The sequence below is a fragment of the Candidatus Nanopelagicales bacterium genome (assembly GCA_037045355.1).
In the GTDB taxonomy this organism is placed as follows: domain Bacteria; phylum Actinomycetota; class Actinomycetes; order S36-B12.
On sequence record JBAOHO010000012.1, the window covers coordinates 360730 to 382323 of the forward strand.

At 59.0% G+C, this 21594-nt stretch carries 19 protein-coding genes and 1 tRNA gene; 8 read left to right on the forward strand and 12 right to left on the reverse strand.

The genetic code is table 11. The annotated features are described in order from the left end of the window. The first annotated feature begins 95 nt into the window (after positions 1-95). Complete coding sequence (locus V9E98_06480) at positions 96-1334, forward strand: geranylgeranyl reductase family protein (GenBank protein ID MEI2716626.1); 1239 nt, start codon at positions 96-98, stop codon at positions 1332-1334. Between the two features lie 81 nt (positions 1335-1415). Here the strand turns inward: V9E98_06480 and V9E98_06485 are convergent, their stop codons facing one another. Then, the gene (locus tag V9E98_06485) at positions 1416-2603 is read right to left on the reverse strand and encodes a hypothetical protein (protein MEI2716627.1); all 1188 of its coding nucleotides are present in this window, start codon (positions 2601-2603) and stop codon (positions 1416-1418) included. A gap of 186 nt (positions 2604-2789) precedes the next feature. Between V9E98_06485 and V9E98_06490 the strand changes: the two genes are divergently transcribed. Then, on the forward strand, positions 2790-3425 hold the full coding sequence (locus tag V9E98_06490; GenBank protein ID MEI2716628.1) for a protein-L-isoaspartate(D-aspartate) O-methyltransferase: 636 nt from the start codon (positions 2790-2792) through the stop codon (positions 3423-3425). Between the two features lie 23 nt (positions 3426-3448). Here the strand turns inward: V9E98_06490 and V9E98_06495 are convergent, their stop codons facing one another. Both V9E98_06495 and V9E98_06500 read right to left on the reverse strand, forming a co-directional pair. Continuing rightward, the gene (locus V9E98_06495; GenBank protein ID MEI2716629.1) at positions 3449-4621 is read right to left on the reverse strand and encodes a sensor domain-containing diguanylate cyclase; all 1173 of its coding nucleotides are present in this window, start codon (positions 4619-4621) and stop codon (positions 3449-3451) included. 85 nt (positions 4622-4706) lie between these two features. After that, the gene (locus V9E98_06500) at positions 4707-7502 is read right to left on the reverse strand and encodes an EAL domain-containing protein (GenBank protein MEI2716630.1); all 2796 of its coding nucleotides are present in this window, start codon (positions 7500-7502) and stop codon (positions 4707-4709) included. Positions 7503-7768: 266 nt separating this feature from the next. Here V9E98_06500 and V9E98_06505 point away from each other — a divergent pair, with 266 nt between their 5' ends. Both V9E98_06505 and V9E98_06510 read left to right on the forward strand, forming a co-directional pair. After that, on the forward strand, positions 7769-8695 hold the full coding sequence (locus tag V9E98_06505; GenBank protein ID MEI2716631.1) for an endo alpha-1,4 polygalactosaminidase: 927 nt from the start codon (positions 7769-7771) through the stop codon (positions 8693-8695). 159 nt (positions 8696-8854) lie between these two features. After that, a tRNA-Gly gene (locus V9E98_06510) sits at positions 8855-8928 on the forward strand. Between the two features lie 75 nt (positions 8929-9003). Here V9E98_06510 and V9E98_06515 read toward each other — a convergent pair. After that, positions 9004-9447 (reverse strand): hypothetical protein, encoded by a 444-nt coding sequence (locus V9E98_06515; GenBank protein MEI2716632.1) that lies wholly within the window; start codon positions 9445-9447, stop codon positions 9004-9006. A 332-nt stretch (positions 9448-9779) separates the two neighbouring features. Here V9E98_06515 and ald point away from each other — a divergent pair, with 332 nt between their 5' ends. Beyond that, positions 9780-10901 (forward strand): alanine dehydrogenase, encoded by a 1122-nt coding sequence (gene ald / locus V9E98_06520; GenBank protein MEI2716633.1) that lies wholly within the window; start codon positions 9780-9782, stop codon positions 10899-10901. A gap of 204 nt (positions 10902-11105) precedes the next feature. Here the strand turns inward: ald and V9E98_06525 are convergent, their stop codons facing one another. From V9E98_06525 to ppk2, 3 genes are all read right to left on the reverse strand, one after another. Then, the gene (locus V9E98_06525) at positions 11106-11528 is read right to left on the reverse strand and encodes a hypothetical protein (protein ID MEI2716634.1); all 423 of its coding nucleotides are present in this window, start codon (positions 11526-11528) and stop codon (positions 11106-11108) included. Positions 11529-11846: 318 nt separating this feature from the next. After that, entirely contained in the window at positions 11847-12734 is an 888-nt protein-coding gene (locus V9E98_06530) for a CAP domain-containing protein (GenBank protein MEI2716635.1), read from the reverse strand. Between the two features lie 134 nt (positions 12735-12868). Next, positions 12869-13771 (reverse strand): polyphosphate kinase 2, encoded by a 903-nt coding sequence (ppk2, locus tag V9E98_06535; protein ID MEI2716636.1) that lies wholly within the window; start codon positions 13769-13771, stop codon positions 12869-12871. A 156-nt stretch (positions 13772-13927) separates the two neighbouring features. On the opposite strand from ppk2, the gene lhgO reads away from it, so the two are divergent. Continuing rightward, positions 13928-15127 carry an L-2-hydroxyglutarate oxidase gene (lhgO, locus tag V9E98_06540; GenBank protein ID MEI2716637.1) on the forward strand — a complete coding sequence of 400 codons (1200 nt, stop codon included), beginning with the start codon at positions 13928-13930 and terminating at the stop codon, positions 15125-15127. 120 nt (positions 15128-15247) lie between these two features. Here the strand turns inward: lhgO and V9E98_06545 are convergent, their stop codons facing one another. Further along, positions 15248-16036: an ion channel gene (locus tag V9E98_06545; GenBank protein ID MEI2716638.1), complete on the reverse strand. Its 789-nt coding sequence runs from the start codon at positions 16034-16036 to the stop codon at positions 15248-15250. Between the two features lie 295 nt (positions 16037-16331). On the opposite strand from V9E98_06545, the gene V9E98_06550 reads away from it, so the two are divergent. Next, the gene (locus tag V9E98_06550) at positions 16332-16592 is read left to right on the forward strand and encodes a hypothetical protein (protein ID MEI2716639.1); all 261 of its coding nucleotides are present in this window, start codon (positions 16332-16334) and stop codon (positions 16590-16592) included. Here V9E98_06550 and V9E98_06555 read toward each other — a convergent pair. From V9E98_06555 to V9E98_06570, 4 genes are all read right to left on the reverse strand, one after another. Beyond that, the gene (locus tag V9E98_06555) at positions 16517-17710 is read right to left on the reverse strand and encodes a hypothetical protein (GenBank protein ID MEI2716640.1); all 1194 of its coding nucleotides are present in this window, start codon (positions 17708-17710) and stop codon (positions 16517-16519) included. The genes V9E98_06550 and V9E98_06555 overlap by 76 nt on opposite strands. An 11-nt stretch (positions 17711-17721) precedes the next feature. Further along, entirely contained in the window at positions 17722-18588 is an 867-nt protein-coding gene (locus V9E98_06560) for an RNA ligase (GenBank protein ID MEI2716641.1), read from the reverse strand. 752 nt (positions 18589-19340) lie between these two features. Further along, positions 19341-19832, reverse strand: a complete 492-nt coding sequence (locus V9E98_06565) for a radical SAM protein (protein MEI2716642.1) — start codon at positions 19830-19832, stop codon at positions 19341-19343. A 132-nt stretch (positions 19833-19964) separates the two neighbouring features. Further along, positions 19965-20150 (reverse strand): hypothetical protein, encoded by a 186-nt coding sequence (locus V9E98_06570; protein MEI2716643.1) that lies wholly within the window; start codon positions 20148-20150, stop codon positions 19965-19967. Between the two features lie 1142 nt (positions 20151-21292). Here V9E98_06570 and V9E98_06575 point away from each other — a divergent pair. Further along, complete coding sequence (locus V9E98_06575) at positions 21293-21523, forward strand: hypothetical protein (protein ID MEI2716644.1); 231 nt, start codon at positions 21293-21295, stop codon at positions 21521-21523. Positions 21524-21594 lie beyond the last annotated feature (71 nt).

Here is a 21594-nt window from a genome sequence, read left to right on the forward strand (position 1 = left end):
CCCTCCCGTCGCGCCGCGCCGGCCGCCTCCGGAAACGTTGGGGGACGGTTCCCGCCGATTCGTCCCGCGCCGTGCTTGCCGGGACAATAGGCGCGATGAAACCACTTGACACGGACGTCCTCGTCATCGGCGCAGGCCCGACAGGTTCTGCTGCGGCTGCATGGTCGGCGCGGGCCGGACTCGATGTGCTCGTCATCGATTCGCAGGACTTCCCCCGTGACAAGGCGTGCGGCGACGGACTCACGCCGCGGGCCATCGCCGAACTGACTCGGATCGGTATGGCTCCCTGGCTGTCCCACCGCCCCCGCAACTGGGGATTGCGCGCAGCCGGCTTCGGTCAGGTCTGGCACCTGCCGTGGCCCGGTGGTTCGATGCCGTCACACGGAAGCGCTGCGGCCAGGGTCGAGTTGGATGCCGAGGTCCTGGCGGTAGCTCGCGACAGTGGCGCCCGATTCGTCGGCGGACTCAAAGTGGCCGACATGAAGCCGGATAGCACTGGGCGGATCCGTGAAGTGACAGCTGCGGACGGGACTGTGATCGCGTGCCGACGGGTGGTAGTCGCGGATGGAGCCCGTTCCCCAGTGGGACGCCTCCTGCGCCGCCAGTGGCATCAGGAGACGGTCTTCGGAGTCGCTGCCCGGGCCTACGTCGACAGTGATCGCGCTGACGACCCGTGGATCTCCTCTCATCTGGAACTACGGGGTGACGCAGGAGAACTGCTCAGCGGATACGGCTGGATCTTCCCCCTCGGCAATGGGCAAGTGAACCTGGGCGTGGGTACGTTGGCCACCGATCGCCGACCGGCGGCGGTCAATCTGCGCCGGCTCATCGCCCACTACCACCGCAGCCAAAGCGATCCGTGGGAACTGACTTCCGGTCCACGGAAGGTCAAGTCGGCACTGCTTCCCATGGGCGGAGCGGTGTCAGGGGTTGCCGGCCCCAACTGGGTGTTGGCGGGGGACGCTGCTGGCTGTGTCAACCCCCTCAACGGCGAAGGCATCGACTACGGGTTGGAGACGGGTCGGCTGGCCGCGGAACTGCTGGCGTCGAGTCACGAGTCCACCGATCTCTCAGGGTCTTGGGTCGACACCTTGACCACTCGGTACGGGCCTGCGTTCTCCGCCGCGCGGCGCCTGGCGGGCCTGCTCACCGCGCCGGAGTTCCTGCGCACCGCGGGCCCCGTGGGGATGCGGTCCCGGCCCTTGATGACAGTGGCCCTGAGGGTCATGGGCAATCTGGTGACGCCGGAGGACACCGATGCCGTGGCACGACTGTGGCGGGGGCTCGGCGCCACTTCGCTGAGGCTCGACCACAGACCCCCGTTCGCGGCCTGATCCGGCGCCGTGGAACGGTCGGGTGGGCGCGCCTGAACACCGGGGCTGGCTCGGCCGGAAACGCTGAGGCGGTTCGACGAGTTACGTCGCCAGGTCCGCGAGCACAGCCGAGACGCTGCGCCCGTACGCATCGGGTGTCGCCGGTGCCGGGATCGACACCGGGGTCCGATCGCGCAGGTCGATGACCGCGTTCGCCGCGGTGATGGTTGTGGGACTGTCTGCGAGGGTGGCGAACTGCTGCAGGACCCGATCGGCTTGGTGGGCGGCCGCCCAAGTCTGGGCCACCCGGTCGACCCGCACCCGGTCGGCAAGTCGGAGGATCTCGCGCTTGATGCGGTTTCGCTCGGTCTGGGAGCCCTCGGGAAGCAGCGACTCCAGAACCGGTCGAGCGACAAATATCCAGCCCAGCACCCAGAACGGCAGATCGCCGGCAATGTGGTGTCCGTGCCAGCGCAGCGCCTGGGCGGCCACCAGCGCGACGGACTCTTCCGTGATCGGGCCGTCCGGCCAGCCCGCGACGCTGTCGTTGGCCCGTCGGGCGGCGACCTCGGCAGCACGCACCAGCCCTGCCTGTTCCGGATCCGCCAGATCTCGGGTCAGGCCCCATACGACGTCACGGGCTGTCCTGGCGTCGGCGGCACCGGTCAGGACCGATATCGCTGCGCTGTTGCGCAGCAGCGCCCCAGGCACATCCATGCCCCGCAACGGGTAGTCACGGTCGGGGTCGGAACAAGTACACATGTCGGGCATGAGTGAGGCGCTCACCCGGGCGGCGATTGCTGTGACCAGAGACGCGCAGTCGGTCGTTTGATCCTGACCTTCGGGATCGCGCAGGCGCCGGACTCCCGCCAGTGCATTGCGCATGTCGTCGTCTGTCATGGCGCGGTAGTCGCTGAGCCAGTAGGGGTTGGGCGGCCCGTACTTGTGTTCGTGGAAGACCTCACCGTCGGCGCGCACCACTGGGTGGGCCGAGCTGCTGTCGGACCAGTCCGAGAGGACACCGCCGCGCACGCGCAGGAAACCACCGGAGGGCATAGCGATGTCGTAGTCCGGTTGGGTGTCGGGCACGAGGCCACCACGAGGCGGACCGACGTAGTGGCCGGGATGGAGGCAGACGTTCGACCACCACAGATTCACCCGCCCTTGGCGTTGGTTCACGTGAACGTAGTCGTGTCGACCGGTGAAGGCTCCCCAGGGCTGCGGCTGAGGCAGCCAACGACAGACCGCCAGCACATCGGGGTGATCCCGTCCGGCGACCGTCGCGCTCATCGCCTGACCTGTGACGTACTCATGGTGTCGTCAGCCTATGTCGCGATCAGCGGTTTCCACTGGACAGGCGCAAAACAACTGCTCCGCGATTCGGCGGATCCCGGACACCGCCCGACTCGTGATAGCCGATGGGGTGGCGAGCCGACCGCGGGCGCGCTGCCACGTGGGACAAGCGATGATGGAGGGGTGGATCGCCAGGGGTTGGTCCGGACACTGCGCTTCGACGGAATCGTCGATGAGCGGGTGTTGGCTGCGATGGCGTCGGTGCCGCGTGACCGGTTCGTCGATCCGCAGTTCCGCGCAGAGGCGTGGGAGAACCACCCGCTCCCGATCGGCGCGGGTCAAACCATCTCGCAGCCCTACGTGGTCGCGTACATGACCGAGAAGTTGGACTTGCGGCCGGGTGACCGGGTGCTCGACGTCGGCAGTGGCTGTGGCTACCAAGCGGCGGTGTTGGCTGAGATCGGCTGCCACGTCAGTGGGATCGAACTGGTGGCCGAGTTGGCGGAGCGAGCCAGGGCGACACTGGGCGAACTGGGCTACAGCATCGATATCGCCATCGGTGACGGCACGGCTGGTCGCCCGGATCGAGCACCCTTCGACGCGATCCTGGTCGCTGCCGCGGCGGCCGCGGTCCCGCGGGCCCTGCTGGACCAACTCCGGGCCCCGGAGCCGGGAAGGCGCGGCGGTCGCATGATCCTCCCGCTGGTCGATGCGGACTTCGGCAACGTACAACGGCTGGTGCTCATCACTCGGACTGCTGACGGCTACCACGAGGAAGAACTGCTGGGAGTTCGTTTCGTGCCGCTGTTGGGCAGTTGAACGAACAGCGCTGGGATGTGTCGTCAGTCGCCGGCGAGGATCACGCAGTTGCGCCCAGCGTGTTTGGCCTCGTAGAGGGCGGCGTCCGCACGGCGGATCAGTTCGCGTGGTGTGTCGTGTCTTTGAGGGCGCACTTTCGCCACTCCGATCGAGACGGTGGCCGAGATCTGACGGTCCTCGTCGCCGAATCGCAGGACCTCAACTGTCGCTCGCAATCGCTGAGCCAGACCGACGGCTTCCGAGCGGTCGGCCACCTCCGCGACGACCAGGAACTCCTCCCCGCCGTAGCGACCGATTTCGTCTCCGGCGCGCAGCACCCCTTGAATCGTGACGGCAACCCCGCGAAGTACTTCATCACCTACTTGATGACCGTACGTGTCGTTGACGGACTTGAAGTGATCGATGTCAATCATGGCCACCGCCAGTGCACGCCGTTGCCGGGCCGCTTGTTTGAGTCGGGTGTCCAGGTGAGCCAAGATCGCGGCGCGGTTCCAGATCCCCGTCAGATCATCGTGAGTGGCACGTTCCTTGAGCAGGTCCCGAGCCTCGGTGAGTTCTTGGTTGAGCAGCGCGAGCTCTTCGTACAGTCGGCTCTTCTCCACGAGGATCGACACCACCGAAGCCAGGCGCAGGAATGCCTCCTCATGCGTCGCGTCGTAGGTTCGAGGTTCGAGGCTTGAAAAGAAGAGGACCCCCACCGGGATTCCATTGGCGATCAGGGGACAGGTGAGACTGGAGCGGATCCCTTCGGCGATGATCAACCGGGTCGACTTCGAATCCGGATGTAACCGGAAGTACGCGGCGAGATCGTCGATGATGCGCGGCTCGCCACTCGTCAGAACCTGCTCCAGCGAACTACCGGCCACGTGAGCGGCGAACCCCGGCTTCAAACGCAACTGCAGATCATCCGAACGCCCCCACCGAGCCACGAGTTGGGTTCGGTCGTGGTTCAACAGGGCGCAACCCATGCGGTCGTACGGGATCAAGGTGTGGAATGACTCGAAGATCTCGTCGAGAACTTCCTCCAGGTACAGGCCTTGCACGATTGTCTCGAAGATGTGGGCGAGGCGTCGCTCCCGTTCGTAGTCCTCCGCGATGCGCAACTGCAGTTCCGCCATCGACAACTCGACTCCGGCCACGTCCGGCTCGTGCGGTTGTCCGCTGCCGGAATCCGGCTCGTGCGGCGTGCTGGTCACTTCGTCACGATATCCACATGGAGCAGATCCACTCGGATCAGAGCCACTCGGCAGGATCGAGATCCACCCAGATCAGATCCACCGGCTAATTCGGATGCCTGCCGGCGTCAGGCGGCACGGGTTCGGGCTGGGGACGGCCGAACAGGTAACCCTGGAGCAGGTCACAGCCCAAGTCGATGAGAAGAGCCTTCTCCTCTTCACGCTCGACGCCCTCTGCCACCACCTCCAACCCCAGCGCATGACCCATCTCGACGGCGGCGCGCACGATGGCGTGGCCCGGGGAAGTGGGGTCGTCCATGCCCGCGACGAATCCCTGGTCGATCTTGATGGCATCGACCGGCAAGGCGATCAGCGAACCAAGTGAGCTTTGCCCGGTCCCGAAGTCATCCAACGCAACACCCACACCCAAGTCCTTCAGCGCGCCCAGAGTTGCCCGAGCTTGATCGAAGTCATGGAACAAGGTGGTCTCGGTGATCTCGATCGTCACTCGACTCGAGTCGATTGCATAATCCCTCAAGGTCTGGTCCAGCCGACCAGGCAGATCCTCTGCCGCGAACTGGCGTCGGGACAGGTTCAGCCAGAGTGCGACTTCCTGTAGTTCCGGTCTATCGGACAACCACCGACAGCCGATGTCGATGAGTTGGTAGCCCAGCGGAATGATGGCGCCCGTGGCTTCCGCGGCTTCGAGGAACTCGACCGGACTCCGTAGCCCGGCGCCCTGCTGCCACCGCACGAGAGCCTCGTAGGCGACCACGCTGCCATCGCGGGAGGATACGAGCGGTTGGTAGTGCAGGAGGAACTCGTTGCGTTCGATCCCGCGGTGCAGTCGGCGAGTCTCGGTGGCGAGGCCGGATTGCCGCGGCTGCATCCCCACTCGGAATCGCTCTGCGTGGCCCCCACCGTGCGCTCGAGCCGCTTCCATGGCGGCTTCGGCCCGCCACAGCAACTCATCCCCCGTGAGTCCGTCCTGAGGGAACCGCGCCACTCCACAGCTGCCGCTGACCCGGATGTCCTCACCAGCAAGAACTATCGGCTGAGCGACAAGCGTGAGGATAGTGCCCGCCAAGCGCAGGTCGTCCTCCGGTTCCGGCGCCGAGTCTGGGCCGATGACCACACCGAACTCGTCGGAGCCCAAGCGTCCCACGGTGCTGCCGGCGGGACTGGCACTGCGCAGTCGTTCCGCCACTTCGCGCAGCACTTGGTCGCCCAGAGTCTGACCGTACTGCTCATTCAGCTGACGGAATCCATCGAGGTCGATGAAGAGCAGCGAGCCAGGCGCGCGAGCAGTTGCTGTCGTCAAGTAGTCGTCGAGGACTCGACTGAGTTCACCGCGGTTGGCCAAAGTCGTCAGGGGGTCGACTCTGCCGGCATTGGCCAGTTGGGTCTGGATGTCCTTGCGGTCGGTGATGTCGACAAACGTCATCACCACGGCCTGGGGAGAGTCCGTCCCCCGCGTGACCGGGGCCATTGAGACATCGACCCAGATGGTGGAGCCGTCGGGTCGCAGCCACTCACTTTCGTAGTGGTAACTCGCTGCGCCCTCGACCACCGACTGGAAGGCTGTCAGTGAGTCCTCACCTGCCTCGATCCGAAGCAGCGATCGCACGTCTCGTCCGACGACTGAATCGGCCGACATCCCCGTGATGCGCTCGGCGGCGCGGTTCCATGATTCGACCACCCCGGTCAGCGAAACGCTCGCGACTCCGGAGTGGGCTGCCTCGACCAACTCGGCTGTCTCGAGCAGGTGGCGGCGGATTCTGATGTTGGCGACCAGGGGGGCCAACCGATCGGCGACCTCACGCAACAGGGTCCGGTCCTTATCGAGCAGGTGCTTCGGGTCGATGTCAGTGACCACCAACTCAGCCACTGCCTGGCCCGCCAGCATCACCGACTGGCGGAAGCCAAGCGGTTTCCCGTGTGGACGGTCATCATCGATCAGGACCAGTTCGCAGCCTGACGCCAGAACATCGGCCACCGCATCCGTGATCGAGACGATCAATGATTCTGTGTCCGCGCCCGACATCTGAACCGCGGTGCTGATCCCGTCGATAAGGGCCGCCCGACGTTCGTTTTCACGTTGCTCGGTGACGTCTCGCGCGACACAGAGGATCGACTGGGTACCGGCAATCGGGCGGGCCCGCCATTCCAACCAGCGGTACTCACCACTACGAGTGCGGTAGCGGTTCCCGAAACCGACGACATCCTGACCGCTCGCGAGCAGCGCAGCCTGGGCAGTGGTGGATTCCCGATCGTCGGGATGCACGAAGTCCAGGTAGGGACGGCCCAGTAGTTCGCTTGCCTCCCAGCCGAGCGCCGCCTTCCAGGTGTCCGCATTGAGCCGCAGGAAGCGTCCATCCACGTCGGCGATGACCGGCAGGTCCGGGGACATCTCGAAGAAGACATCCAGATCCCACTGGGCCTGTCGTAGGGCTGTGACGTTGCGGACTGTCACCACTATCTCGCCGCCCCCGACGGCTGCCATCCGAGCCGAGTAGTGGTTCACACCCGCGGGTCCCGGCAACTGGTACTCGAACTCGACGACGCCTCCCCCGGTCGCCTCTGCGATCGCCCGACTGGTTGCCTCAACCACCGGAGGAGGCAGGGCCTGCGAATAGTGTCGGCCCAAGAAGAAATCCGGGTTGACGGCGAACGGTTCATCGACTGCTGGGAGGGCCTCGGTCAGCCGGCCCGCAGCATCCAGGCGGAACATCATGTCCGGCATCGCCAGCGCCAATGACTCCAGCCGAGCATGGATGTCGATCGGGTCCTCGGGGACGTCTTCCTTGAACACGTACAGGCGCCGGAGGTCGGAGTGGTCCTGACCAGAGGGCGCGGGGTCGAGCCCACCGTCATCGGCTGGTGCAGACGTCTGATCCGTCACCGCACCCCTCCCTGTCGCTCCATCCAGCCTCCGAGCCGATCGACTCGCGCAAGCACCCGGACTGGCCCACTCGATCACCGGTGTCCCGTTCAGCCAGGCAGGAAACCCACCACTCGACCCGTCGCCCAATACTGGCATAGCACTACCTAGAGTCATTGAGCGGGCACAATAAGTGACCGGACTTCAGGCCCGGTGGAAGCGCCCGTTGGGGTCAACGGCATGGCTTTGGTGCGGGTTCCCCACCGAAGTTGCTGCATCCTGGTGCCGTGTGGCTGGGCGTGGCAGGTGTCGTCGTTGCCAGTGCACTGCTGATGTCCGTCGTGCTCCCGGCGTCAGGAGCGGACCGCCAACATGTGGCCCCATCGTCTGGGACACCAGCGGTTTCGGTCTCACCGGGGATCAGCGTCTGGGCCCATAGAGTCCTGGTGAACTCGAGGAGGCCAACCGCGGAAGGCGTGGAAGGCGCGATCACGCCTCTGCCGATTGACGCCGACGCTGACTACCAACTCGGCGGAGCCTCCCCGGTGCCACCCGGTGTGGCGGTGGTCGCCCGGGACTGGACGGAGAATCCGGCCGGTGACTACGCCATCTGCTACTTGAATGCCTTTCAGACTCAGCCCGGGGAGCTGGCTTGGTGGCGGCGAAAGCACCCCGACCTGCTCCTGCGTCACGGTGGGCGCCTGGTGGCGGATCCCCACTGGCCCGGTGAGGTGCTGTTGGACATTCGCACCGATGCCCGCCGCCGCGCATTGGTCGCGATCTTCGCGCCGATCCTCCGGATATGCGCCGAGAAGGGATTCGACGCTGTCGAACCCGACAACGTGGACTCGTGGGTACGAAGTCGCGGCCGGATCTCCCAACGTGACGCGCTGGCCTTCTCGCGCGGAATCGTGCGGGTGGGGCATTCGTCGGGGCTGGCAGTGGCGCAGAAGAACGCCGCAGCTCTGCTTCCACGACGGGCGTCGGTGGGGTGGGACTTCGCCGTGGTCGAGGAATGCCACGTGTACCGAGAGTGTCGTCGATTCCTGCGGGCCTACGACGATGCCGTGGTCGAGATCGAATACGACGACGCGGGCGGTCTGAGCAACTTCCGGGCGGCCTGCCGCTCGCACGGCTCCTCCATCGCGATCGTGTACCGGGACCGGAACCTGGCACCGCGCGGTCGCCCCGGCTACGTCTACGACTCGTGCTGAAGGCCGCCCTCGGCGGAAGGTCTCGTCCCCGAGCTCTGATCGCAGCGCCCGACATCGAAAGGCCCGACATCGAACGGCCTGACAGCGAAGGGCCTGACAGCGACGCGCCGTCCATCAGGCATACTGTTGGCGGTCGCGCCCGTGTGCGGTGCGCGGTGCGCGGGTGTAGTTCAATGGCAGAACATCAGCTTCCCAAGCTGACAGTGCGGGTTCGATTCCCGTCACCCGCTCCAAGATGCGCGAGCGGGAGTCGAGTGGGTCCGGTTCCGCACATCAGGGCAATGAAACCGGACCCACCCATACGAATCTCAGTCGATGTTCTCGCAGCCCATACCGGCAGCGAAATCAACGAGGTCGCCCCAGGCGTCACCGATCAGGGACGCGGTCGCCTTGCACTGAGCCGGGGACATGTCGGAACCTTCGGACAGCAGGAACCACTTCTTGGTCTTGTGCCCGTAGAGGAACGCCGTCCCGTCGAAACCCCACTGTGCACACTTGTTGGGCTTCTTCGCGACATTGGACGACAGCCCCGCGATGTTGTTGTTCGAGGCTGCCAGCCGCACCTTGATACAGGCTTGCGGTCCGGCCCAGGGAGCGCCTCCATCGGCGGTGGACCACGCCTTGATGACGGCGGCTTTCTGGTCGCTCGTCGGCTTCACGACGCCTCCGTCGGCCAGGGCTGGGGTGGCGGCCATCAGACCGACTCCGAGCGCCAGCGCTGAGGCCGAGGTGAGAGTTGTACGTAGTTTCATCGTGTCTTCTGTTTCCCTTCGACGCCTCGAAGCGCCCTGGGGCGGCCCGACGAGATCTTCGTCGGCTCGACGAGTGGCTCGTCTGCCCAACGCTAGTTGGGACGTATCGCCGGCGGACGCAGTTCCGGACGGTTGCGGGGTGACTGTGATCTATCGGTTTCCACAGACTCGGAATACTGCGATACTGAGGCCCACTGTCCACGGAATCCGTATGTGGAAGCGAAAAGTCGCTCCCATATCCGGCGTGGTCAGCGGTCAGTCGGAGCGGACCAACACTGCCGGCCCGCGCTGGATCTGATCGATCACGCGACCGCTCATGTCAAGGAGAACTCATGCTGATCGGTGTCCCCAAGGAGATCAAGGTCCACGAGTACCGCATCGGATTGACCCCCACCTCCGTGCGGGAACTGATCGGCCACGGCCATCAGGTCATGGTGCAGCGCGATGGGGCACAGACGATCGGGTTGACCAACGAGATGTACGAGACCGCCGGCGCTGAGATCGTCGACAGCGCGGAGGAGATCTTCGCGCGTGCGGACATGATCGTGAAGGTCAAGGAGCCTCAGCCCGTCGAGACGGCCATGCTGCGTGAAGGGCAAATCCTGTTCACCTACCTGCATCTGGCCCCAGACACTGTGCAGACCCAGGGTCTGATCGACTCGGGCTGTGTGGCGATCGCCTATGAGACCGTCACGGATCGCCACGGTGGTCTGCCTCTGCTCGCCCCCATGTCCGAGGTCGCCGGGCGGATGTCGATTCAGGCGGGGGCTCACTGCCTCGAGGTTCACCAAGGCGGTCGCGGTCAGTTGTTGGGCGGGGTCCCTGGTGTTCCCGCTGCGAAAGTCGTGGTCATCGGCGGCGGCGTTGTCGGGGCCAATGCCGCCCGCATGGCCATGGGTCTGGAGGCATGGGTCACGGTGATCGACAAGAACATCCACCGGCTCGCCGAACTCGACCAGCAGTTCGGGTCGATGCTGCAGACCATCTATTCGACGACGGACACCATCGAGCGCGAAGTCATGGACGCTGATCTGGTGGTTGGTGCGGTTCTGGTTCCCGGCGCGGATGCCCCCAAGCTCGTCACCGCGGACATGGTGAAGAAGATGAAGCCCGGCTCGGTCATCGTCGACGTCGCCATCGATCAAGGGGGCTGCGCGGAGACGTCGCGGGCCACCACTCATGCCGATCCGACCTATGTTGTCGACGGAGTCGTGCACTACTGCGTGGCCAACATGCCGGGTGCTGTCGCGCGGACCAGCACCTTCGCTCTGAACAACGCGACTCTCCCCTTCACGCTCGCGCTCGCGGACAAGGGCTACAAACAAGCTCTGCTCGACGATGCCCACCTCAAGGAGGGCCTGAACGTGTCTCACGGCCAGGTCACCTATGAGGCGGTCGGTGTGGCGCAGGGCCTTCCGTGGATCACGGCAGACGAGGCACTGGGTCTCGCCTGACACCACGTCGACTCAGACCTGAGACCAAGCCACTCTCAAGAGGTTCTCGGTCACTCTCGAGAGTTTCACGACCGAACAGATCAGAGCCGACGACCGCGCGCGGCAGCCAGGGGATCAGCAGATCAGCGGATTCGGCGTCCCACTACATGAGGCCGGGGTCGCGCACCTCTCAGCAGATGCCTTCGGACCAGGGTGTCGAACCGCTCAGCGGCAGGCCTTCATACCGGCTTTGCGCTCGCGCTGGGCTGACTTGATGGCGGACCGGAACTCGCCCTTGGCGGCACTCTTGGCGCTGGCCAGCGTGCGCCGCTCGTCGGCGGTCTCGTTTTGGTAGGTCTTCATTGCCGCTCGCCGCTCGGACTGGGAGCCGGCATCCCGAAGGGCTTGCTCCTTGGCGAGCCGTTCGGCGGTGGTCGCGGAGAGGAATGCTTGGCGCGCGATCTCGAAGGCGCTCTGCTTGGCTCCCTGAGCGGCGGCCACGGTTTGCCGGAAGTCGGCCTCCACACTGGCGCAGGGGTCGCTGGAGTTGCGCACCGGGGGGATGAAGCCCTCGCCCGCGTTCGCAGTCGCCGGCACCAGAAGGGCGGCGCTAAGGCCGAGTGCGGCGGCGATCGTGGTTCTACTCATTCGTGCGTCCAACTCCAGAAGTCCTGCGGTATTCGGTGACCGTAGGAGCCTTTGTCACCGTTACACAACACGGATGTCCGCTAATCGGATAATCGAGAGGAGATCACAACACAAGGGGTAGTCGTTCCGTGACCCAACGACCGGATCAGTCGGGAGGAATCGGTCGGTCGGGAGTGGGCGGTCGGTCGGGAGTGGGCGGTCGGTCAGGGGGGCCGAACGGCAGGAGGTGAGTTCTGTGGTGGCTCGAGGGGATGGGGGCTCTGGGGTGCGTCGAGTGGTCGGCCTCAGCGGGTCGACGGCCTCAGCGGGTGGAGAGCCTCAGCGGATGGACGACTCGGAGACGGTCAGGGGATCACACGCCGCGAAGTCGTAGCCGCTCTGCGCGGGAACGACGAACCGGTAGGTCCCAGCGGGGGGACTCACCTCCACCGGGTCGCCGTCGGGGAGCACGTAGAGATCAGCCTGTTTGAACCACAGGCCGTTTTCGAGTCGCTGGACCTCGACTCGTAGCTGGGCGTTGCCCTGACGTATCACTTGCAGGGTCAACTGGGACCCCTTGGCGTCGACGATCAGCGTCGGTTTGGGCAGGCCCGTCGGCTCGGAGCGGAACGGAAGCCCGTCTCCTGGGCAGCGCCCCCCGGCGATCCGAATCGTCGTGTAATAGTCCGACTCCTCGGCGACGGTGGCAATCCCGGCAGTCTCGGCCCCCGGCAGAAGTAGGCCGTTGCGGGCGGCGGGATCGGCCATCCAGGCGTTGAAGACGTCTTGCGGATTCCCCGCCGACCAGGTCGAATCCGTGTAGACGTCCTGAAGTGGGTTGCACGCCACGACGGCGTCTTCTGCGTACCAGGGGTCCATCATGTCCGCGTTGCGTTGGTCGGCGAGTTTGTTGGACCAGATCGCGGACTGCACGCGCAGTCCCTCGAATTGCCGGACCGGGGACCTGCCGTTCTGTTCGCGGTAGGCATTGACCAGATTGAGCAGGATGTCGTCGAACTCATCGTCGGGCAGTCTCTGGGTGAAGTACCCCACGGGTTCGAACGCGACGCCCTCGTTGCCCTGCCAGCCACGGTGGGCTTCGACGGAGGTGACGACGGTGCCGTAGTAGGTTTCCGGATCACCGCCGGAGTAGAAGGCGGAGGCGGGGACTGTCGCCACCAGCACCGCTGCGGCGCCGCCGATTGCGACCAGAACGCCAGCTCGCACGGATTCCCTCGTCTCGTTCGGGCCACCGCCCTCAGGTGTGGCCGAGCGAAATTCATGGCACGCGATCGAAGCGGAGTCCCCGGACAAGCTCACAGTCGCGGGCAGGAGCCAGGCACCCCACCGTGTCTGCGAGGTCAGTGCTCGCCTTCGCGTTGGGGTGCCTTCTTCCCGCCGGCGGCCGCCATCTCGATGCGGGCGGCGTGGTCCGGCACGTAGGTCTGGGTGTCCTTGGGGGGGCGGAGGTACCCGGTGGTGGGGGGTCGATCCGGCAACTCGAGCTCGGGTGCCTCGACGTACGTGTACGGGATCGTGGACAGCAGGTGGTTGATGCAGTTGATCCGCGCCCGGCGCTTGTCGTCACTTTCCACGACGTACCACGGGGCGGGGTCAACGTCCGTGTGCACGAACATGTCGTCCTTGGCGCGTGAGTAGTCCTCCCACCGCTTGATCGACTCCAGGTCCATGGGCGACAGCTTCCAGCGCCGCATCGGATCGTCGAGCCGGGAGCGGAACCGCGCCTCCTGTTCCTCGTCGCTGACGCTGAACCAGTACTTGCGCAGCATGATCCCGTCCTCGTGCAGCATGCGCTCGAAGATTGGTGCCTGGTGCAGGAATCGGCGGTACTCGTCGGCGTTGCAGAACCCCATCACACGCTCGACGCCCCCGCGGTTGTACCAACTGCGGTCCAGCAAGACGATCTCGCCCGCCGCTGGAAGATGGGGAGCGTAGCGCTGGAAGTACCACTGGCTCTTCTCACGTTCGGTGGGCGCGGGCAGGGCCACGATCCGAGCGACGCGCGGGTTCAGGTACTGGGCGACCCGTTTGATGGTGCCGCCCTTACCGGCCGCATCGCGACCTTCGAAGATCACGACGAGTCGGGCGCCGGTGGTTCGGACCCATTCCTGCATCTCGACCAGTTCGGCTTGGAGCCGGAACAGCTCCCGCTCGTACAGTTTCTTGTTCATCCGTTCGGACTTGTCGTTCTTGTCCGTCCGTTCGGACTTGGCGGCTGACTTCTTCTTGTCCTTCTTGCTCACGCTCGGAGGCTACTCGGACAGCCGTGAGTTCACCCGGCTTTCGTCGGGGAGCCCTGTCGGATGTCTCTTGCCTCATAGGCAGGTTTCGATGTGCAGGTTTCGCCGGGGAACTTGCGGCGGGTGTGGCGGAGGGAGCGGGGGGCGGATACTGACGACGTGACCGCAGCCGACCACGCCGACTACGCGGTGATCGGCGCGGGGGTCGTGGGTCTCGCGGTGGCACGGGAGTTGGCGCGCAGCCGTCCCGATGCATCCGTGCTGGTCCTCGACAAAGAGGTGGGCCTGGCCCGGCACGCCTCTGGCCGGAACTCCGGGGTCCTGCACGCCGGCTTCTACTACTCGCCGGATTCGCTCAAGGCGAGACTGACTCGCCGGGGGAACGTCCTGCTGCACGAGTTCTGCGCCGATCACGGTGTCAGGGTTCGTCGTGTCGGCAAGGTGGTTGTCGCCCAGAGCGCGGTCGATGTGGAACGACTGGCCGACTTGGCTGGTCGCGCAGCCGCCAATGATGTGCCGGTGGAACTGATCTCGGCGGAACAACTGGCCGAGATCGAGCCGCTCGCCCAGACGTACCGGAAAGCGTTGTGGAGCCCAACCACGTCGGTAGCGGATCCGAGTTCCGTCGTGGTGGCATTGGCTGTCGACGCTCAACGTCACGGCGTCCGATTGGCCCTCGGGGAACACGTCACGATCGCCCAGCCCGGACGGGTCACCACCCGATCCGGGACCAGGTCAGTGGGCCACGTGGTGAACTGCGCCGGACTCTATGCCGACCGGGTCGCGCAACGGTTCGGGTTCTGTGACGACTACTCCATGCTGCCTTTCAAGGGCATCTACCGCTCCCTCACCTGGCCCGCCGGCCGGCTGCACCGACATGTCTATCCCGTCCCCGACCCCCGATACCCGTTTCTGGGCGTCCACATCACCCTCACCGTTGAGGGCAGGGCCAAGATCGGGCCAACGGCGATACCCGTGTTGACCCGGGAGAACTACCGAGGACTCGAAGGGCTGCGCCGTGACGAGGTCCTGCCAGTCGCACAGGGGCTGGCCCGCTTCCTGGGTCACTCTCCGCGGGAATCACGCCGGCTGGTCGCCACGGAACTGCGCAAGTACCGCCCTCAGGCCCTGCGGTCGGATGCCGCCCGCTTGGTGCCGAGCCTCAGTCCTGATGACGTGGGTCCGCCCGGGCGCCCCGGTATCCGGGCCCAGTTGGTGCACCGACGGACGGGTGAACTCGAGATGGACTTCATAGTGCGTGGTGACGACCGTTCCACGCATGTGCTGAACGCTGTGTCACCGGCGTGGACCAGTGCCCTGGCCGTCGCCGAGCATGTCGTCGCGGGCATTCCCGGCTGACCGCGGTCACCGCCGGGGTACACCGCTCACCCCGGGCCACCGGGTTTTCGTTCACAGGAACTCTGCGGTCCGACTCGATTGAAGCCAAGGGCCGCTGGTGGCACCCGGGCTATCGCTCGATCAGATCGTGGCGGGCGGCGGTTGGGGGTCCTCGTTGGTCGGTGGCGGGGGGGTCAGCGCGCCCATGTGGTCGCTCAGTCGCGCGATTTGTTCGCGGAGATCGATCACTTCGCGGGTCAGTGCCGCCAACTGGCTGTCGGGTGCAGGACTGGTGGGGGGAGCTCCTTGCCCTGCCTGCCCCGCACTCGGTGGCTCCGGTTGGGTGCTTGTGCCTGCCCCCCGCCGCGTCTGGGACTTCTCAAGCTCCGGATCGTCGCCCAGTTCCTGAGTGAGACGGTTGCGCTCCTCCTCATCCTTCTCCTCCTCTTGAGGACTGAGTCTGAGGAACGATGCGAGCGAACCGGCGATGACGCCCAGCAGCGCGACACCCATCACCATGATCACGACTGCGGCGATTCGGCCAGGGACCGTGATCGGCACGATGTCGCCGTACCCGACCGTCGTCAATGTCACGATGCCCCACCACAGGGAATCCCCGTATGAGGCGAACTCGGGGTTGACCGGGTGTTCGACGTCGTAGGCCACGTAGGAGAAGAGCAGAACCACAATGAGAGCCAGCGCCACAGCGCGGCCCAAGCGCTCGATGAGCCGCTTGACCCCCCGAAAGACGACCAGGACCCGCAAGAGCCGCGCCAGGCGCAGAATGACCACGATGACGCCACCATGGACACCGGGGATCAGGTACCACGGTGACGTCACCACGACGATGCTGAAGTCGAACAGTCCCAGGCGGGAGTTCAGGTAGTTGACCCGGCGGCGGCTCTGCACCACGAAGTCGAAAACGAACACCAGCCACGACCCGACCCCGATGAGGATCCCGAGCCATTGACTCGTGTCCCACGGTGCCGATGAGCGGGAGCACGGCAGCCGCGATGATCGCCGGGCGGGCGTAGCGCGTGTAGCGGTTCAGGAACTCAGCATCGGCAGCACTGCGCGGAGGGGCAGTGCGCCGCCAGGCTGCGACCAGGTTGACCACACTGCATTGTGGCGGGGTCGCGGTGCCCGGTGGGTGGCTTTGGCCGTGCTCACGGGTTCACGGCCGATCCAGGGATGCGGCAGCGCCTCGCCCGGCTACCTTTGACGCATGAAGCCGCTGGACCCGCGCTTACTGCGCTGGGCCCGGGCCACCCGGTGGTTCCTCCTCGCATCGGTGCTCGCCGGAGTAGTGACCACCGCGACGATCATCGCGCAGGCGGTGCTGCTGGCCACCATCATCACGCGGGTGTTCCAGGCCGGAGCGACACTGGCGGACGTCTGGCCGCAGGTCACCTATCTGGCCGGCGTTATCGTGCTGCGCTCGATCTTGGCGTTCCTGTTGGAGTGTCGCTCCATTGTTTCGCTATAATATTTATTAAAATCAGCATTTGGTGTAGTGACAATAATGGATGCAAAATTCAGACTTAAAGTTCGTTTAATAAGCGACAAAGCATTCTCCTTTGTGTTATGTTCTATCACTTCTGACATGATAATATTTACTTTTTCTTGATCTGGATATTGATTCAAATCTGAAAAAAACGATAGATTATTTTCAGAGTATCTTGCGCCTATTGCTGTTGCAATGTCTTCAAACTTTTCATCACTATCTACTGCATAATAAGATTGTTTGAAACCTTTACTCATAACTTTTTTATAATAAAGCAATTCTCCACAACCAATATCGAGAATAGGGATATTAAAATCTAGCTTATCTAAAATGTAGATAATTCTTGCCTGATGAGTTGGGTACCATGTCAGTTTTGTATTAAGACCTTGTTTGAGAAGGTATGATTCAAAAACCGGCTTCACCATCAAAAACAACTTTTCTGACCGCACTGCTCTTTTAATGAAAAGATAAAATACAAAATATGGTACATTATCCAGATTAGTCAAGATCCTGGCATATTTATCTGCAAATGATTCTTCAATATATGTATAGATACCATATTCATTTGTAATGTGCGTAAATAAGGCAGTCAAACTTAGCAAATTTATAGCATCAAAAACAGAATTAGCCTCAATGACAAGTTTAAAATTATGTCCCTTTTGATATTGTGTTGTTACTCCTTCAAAATATTTTGATATTAAAAACAATTCATTTCTCACCCAACTTGAATTAATGTAAAATGAAGGTATTTCTATGGTACATTTTTCAATATCGATATCACCAATAGTCCTGTGTAACCATGACAATTCTTTGGACAGAACGTCATACTTTGCCTTAAGCAAATGACTGAAAAAGTCGGTACAAATATCCATCACCACTAATGGGCTGCAATAACTCTGAAAGTCAATTTGATTGCTTTCTTCAGGTAAATAACTATACTTGGAATCTTGAAAAACAATGTCATATTGATGAGAATTAATTACATTTCCGATTACAACACCTTTTTTAAGTGGCCTAGCATATAAACCACAGTCAGTGTTTGGATTTCTATTAAGAATATCTAACAGAAATTCATTTTTACATTTAATTTTTATTATCATTTTACATTCATTTAATTTTCTAAATCATTCCTAAATGGCCTTTCATATTTCGGCTTCAACAACTTCCAAATGATGGCGTCGTATGGTCTTTTTTCGTACATCTTAAATAAAATGGCAGGATGTTTACATGTCTGAAAATAAAAAGCGGTTGCCTTACGGTCTTCCAGTACTTTGTATTCAGCTTTTGCCTCGGCTTCTATTTTTCGATAGGCATCCCAAAATTCATCAATCGTCGTACGTACCCAATTATAAAACTCATCGGGCACTTTTTCCAGCAATTCGTCCATCGATAGGTTGTCGCGTAGATGCTCCCAAATGGTTTTGGAAGAGACCTGAGTGATGATCCTATGCAAGCGAACATACTCGGCAAACTTGATTTTAATCCGGAATCCATTCTCAAATCGTATGATAAAACCTTCCTTTTCGTCTATTTGCATCATCCGGATAGCCTCGAGATCATTCAATCCATCATATCTTTTCACCACAGGAAAACCTATATCTGTCAAAGGTGACTCCACACCTGTAGCTAAATCTACGATCGCCAATAAAACCAATTCTTCTTTATGACCATAGTCTATGACTATACGATTTTCAGGGTAAATAATCTCAAAAAGATAAGTTTTATGTTTGTCCAGTTTGTCGATACATTGGGCATATTTACCATGTAAAAGTTCATTGGCTTTGATGGCTTGTTCGCTCATAAATGACCCACGAGTAGCGATGTATGGGTGATCATTCCACCAATACAAAATACCTAATGAGCCATCTATTTTGTCATACACTTCAAATGGCAGCAACGGAATGACCTCATTGGCTACTTCGCCATAATTAAAAAACTTAGTAAACGGTCTTGCCACAATCGTATAATTTTCATCCAATATCACAATCCCCTACAAAGCATAGTCACTTCATTCCACAGATACTCATACTGCGCCTTAGCCGTATAGTTGTAGATATACAGCGGCCGCTCAGGGTGTTTTGTCATCTTTACATAACCGGAAGATATCATATCTTCAAGGGCATCGATGGTGAATGGTAGGTTTGACATAACGTTTGTTCATTTTAATAACGATACAAAGGTAAAAGGGTTGTGCGCAGCCTTTTTGCGTAGTTGATATTTATTTTTAGTTTTCTCGCAGATTTATTAGATTCCGCAGGTGGAATGAATGAAAGTAACAACATCTGTGTAATTCGTGTAATCTGTGATCAATAATCTCTCTCTCGCAGATTTATCAGATTTCGCAGGTGGAATGAATGAAAGTAACAACATCTGTGTAATCCGTGTAATCTGTGAGCAATAATTTCTCTCTCGCAGATTTTTTTCGCGGGTGGAATGAATCAAAGTAATAATATCCGTATATCTGTGAGCTATTACCTCTCTTTATACCACTTCTGCAACAACAGATTCAAAACTCTCATCCCATCGTAATAGTTTTACATTAACGACTGTATTGACCAAAGTCTCATCTTTCGGAAGTGTGACTTTGATGTAATTGTCTGTAAAGCCTGTCATGATCTCGGTATCATGTGAATACTCCGCAAGTTCTGGTTCTGATAGTACCTAGGAATGGCTCAGTAAATGCAAGTTTCTTTTTATGTGACAAAATACGCAGCTTTTCATTTCTTTCTATCATACTTCCATCGGTACAATGTCTGTCATTTCTGCAGCTGGTGTATTAGCTCTTTCCGAATAGGTAAATACATGCAGATAGGATATTTCCAGCTCATTAATAAAGTGATAAGTATCCAAAAAGTCTTCGTCCGACTCACCTGGAAAACCAACTATAACATCTACACCGATACAACAATGTGGTATGAATTTTCTTATCCATTGTATGCGTTCTTCATACAACTCTCTCAGATATCGCCGCCGCATGGCTTTCAGTACCTTGTTGCTACCAGATTGGAGTGGAATATGAAAATGCGGAACAAACTTATTTGAAGTGGAGACAAATGAAATTATTTCTTCGGTAAGTAAGTTAGGCTCGATGGAGGATATTCTGATCTTGTCGATGCCTTCTACCTGATCAAGTGCATGTACCAAATCCACAAAAAGTGCTTCCTTTTTTGGCTTTAATCCTTCGATAACTTCGGTTCCATTGCCGAAATCACCTATATTCACACCAGTCAAATACGATTTCCTTAGCACCTTGAGTTTGACAATTGCATTTGCATTGAATCAGTACATTTTCGATAGTATCACTTCTAGTAACTTCCTCTCGCTTGCGGTATGGTACAAAAGGTACATTTGTAGTCACATCCATCTTGGATTTTCAAAAATGATCTGGTCCTGATCTCCAAAAGAATACGAATCAATAAACGAATTGGCTTCTTTCACATCACCAGCAACGACCATGCCTTTGCCAGAAGTATTGGATAAACCATCAATGTACTTGAGAATATTAAATTTTTCGGCAGCACCCAAGACCAAGATCCACACCTGGGATTTCGAGCTATTTCTACTGGTTTTAGCTGTGCATAACATCCTACTACCACGATTCTAGCGTCTGGTGCGTATTTTAATGCCCTACGGACCTCATACCTGCACTTTTTATCTGCAAAATCTGTGACCGAACAGGTATTGAGCACATAAATATCCGCGCCATCTTCAAATTCGACCACGCACAGTACCCTCTGTCTTCGAAAGAACGGCGTATGCTGGAAGTCTCAGAAAAATTGAGCTTACAACCAAGTGTATGGAAATGCTACTGTGCGTGGTGTTGCCATCAGTGATATAACTTTATTCCTAGCCATTACCTTTTTTAGGCGGATCCTTTAGGTTTTTCCTTCGGGTCATCCGGTTTTTTCTTTGAGTCGTCACGGTTTTTTCTTATCTGCTGGCTTGTTGTCAACAGGTGAGTTCATTTGGTTTTTTTGTTACAGTACTTCCGGATTTTCACTCAAGATTTCACCACTTTCGCCATCTGAGTTTTCATCAATTGATTCTTCTACCACTTCTTCAGGATATACATCTCTTCTACCATACTCTCTCAATCCTCTGAATCCCGTCCTTATCATTGAATCTTTTAATGATAGAATCACTCATTACAGCAAAATATTTATCCGGAGTAAAGCCCAAGTCTTAAGGGACAGTTCATTTCAGAAATTATTTTTTCATTTCTTGTTAAATTCTTCCTGAGTCAAATTTCGCAAATTTTGGATCTATTGATAATCTGATACCAAAAATTGCCAACAATCGGCATAGCTAGTGCTGCACCACGACCATAAGTTCATACTTCGGAAATCGAACTGCAGGACTTGGTCCACCTACCCAAACTCCTGTTACCAAGGTAGGATTATAACCGATAAACCAACCATCAGAGTGGTTCTGTGTAGTCCCAGTTTTTCCAGCAAAATCACAATGTTTGCAATATTGACTCTTTAAGGTTATTGGCAGTACCATAGATGATGACATGTTGCATCATCCTGGTCATAGTATACGCTGTCGTTGAATCTATAGCTTGTACCCTGTTTTTCTTCCTTGCTGCAGATTGTTGTTCATAAATCATAGATCACCTTACCATATCTGATCTTCGATCTTCAAGGACAGCCGATAGGTTCAGTTTTAAAGTACCATCGCTGTTGGCTATAGTGCTGTATGCTGTCATCATATCAAAAAGCGATATTTCTGCTGGCACCGAGGCTGATTCCAAACTCTCTGTGGCAACGTTGGAAGCTGTGATGCCAAATGTTAAACCTCATCAATGGTCTTTTGCACAACCAGCCTTCGACAGCTTGAAAGCGGTGATAACATTTTCTGAAAAACCAAATCACCAGTCAAATAAAGTAATATCTCTGATATTGGTTGGTTGAACTCGGGCTACCTTCAGTGGCAACTTCCCAAGATCCACCTGAAAATACACATGAGAATTCTGAGTCAAGAA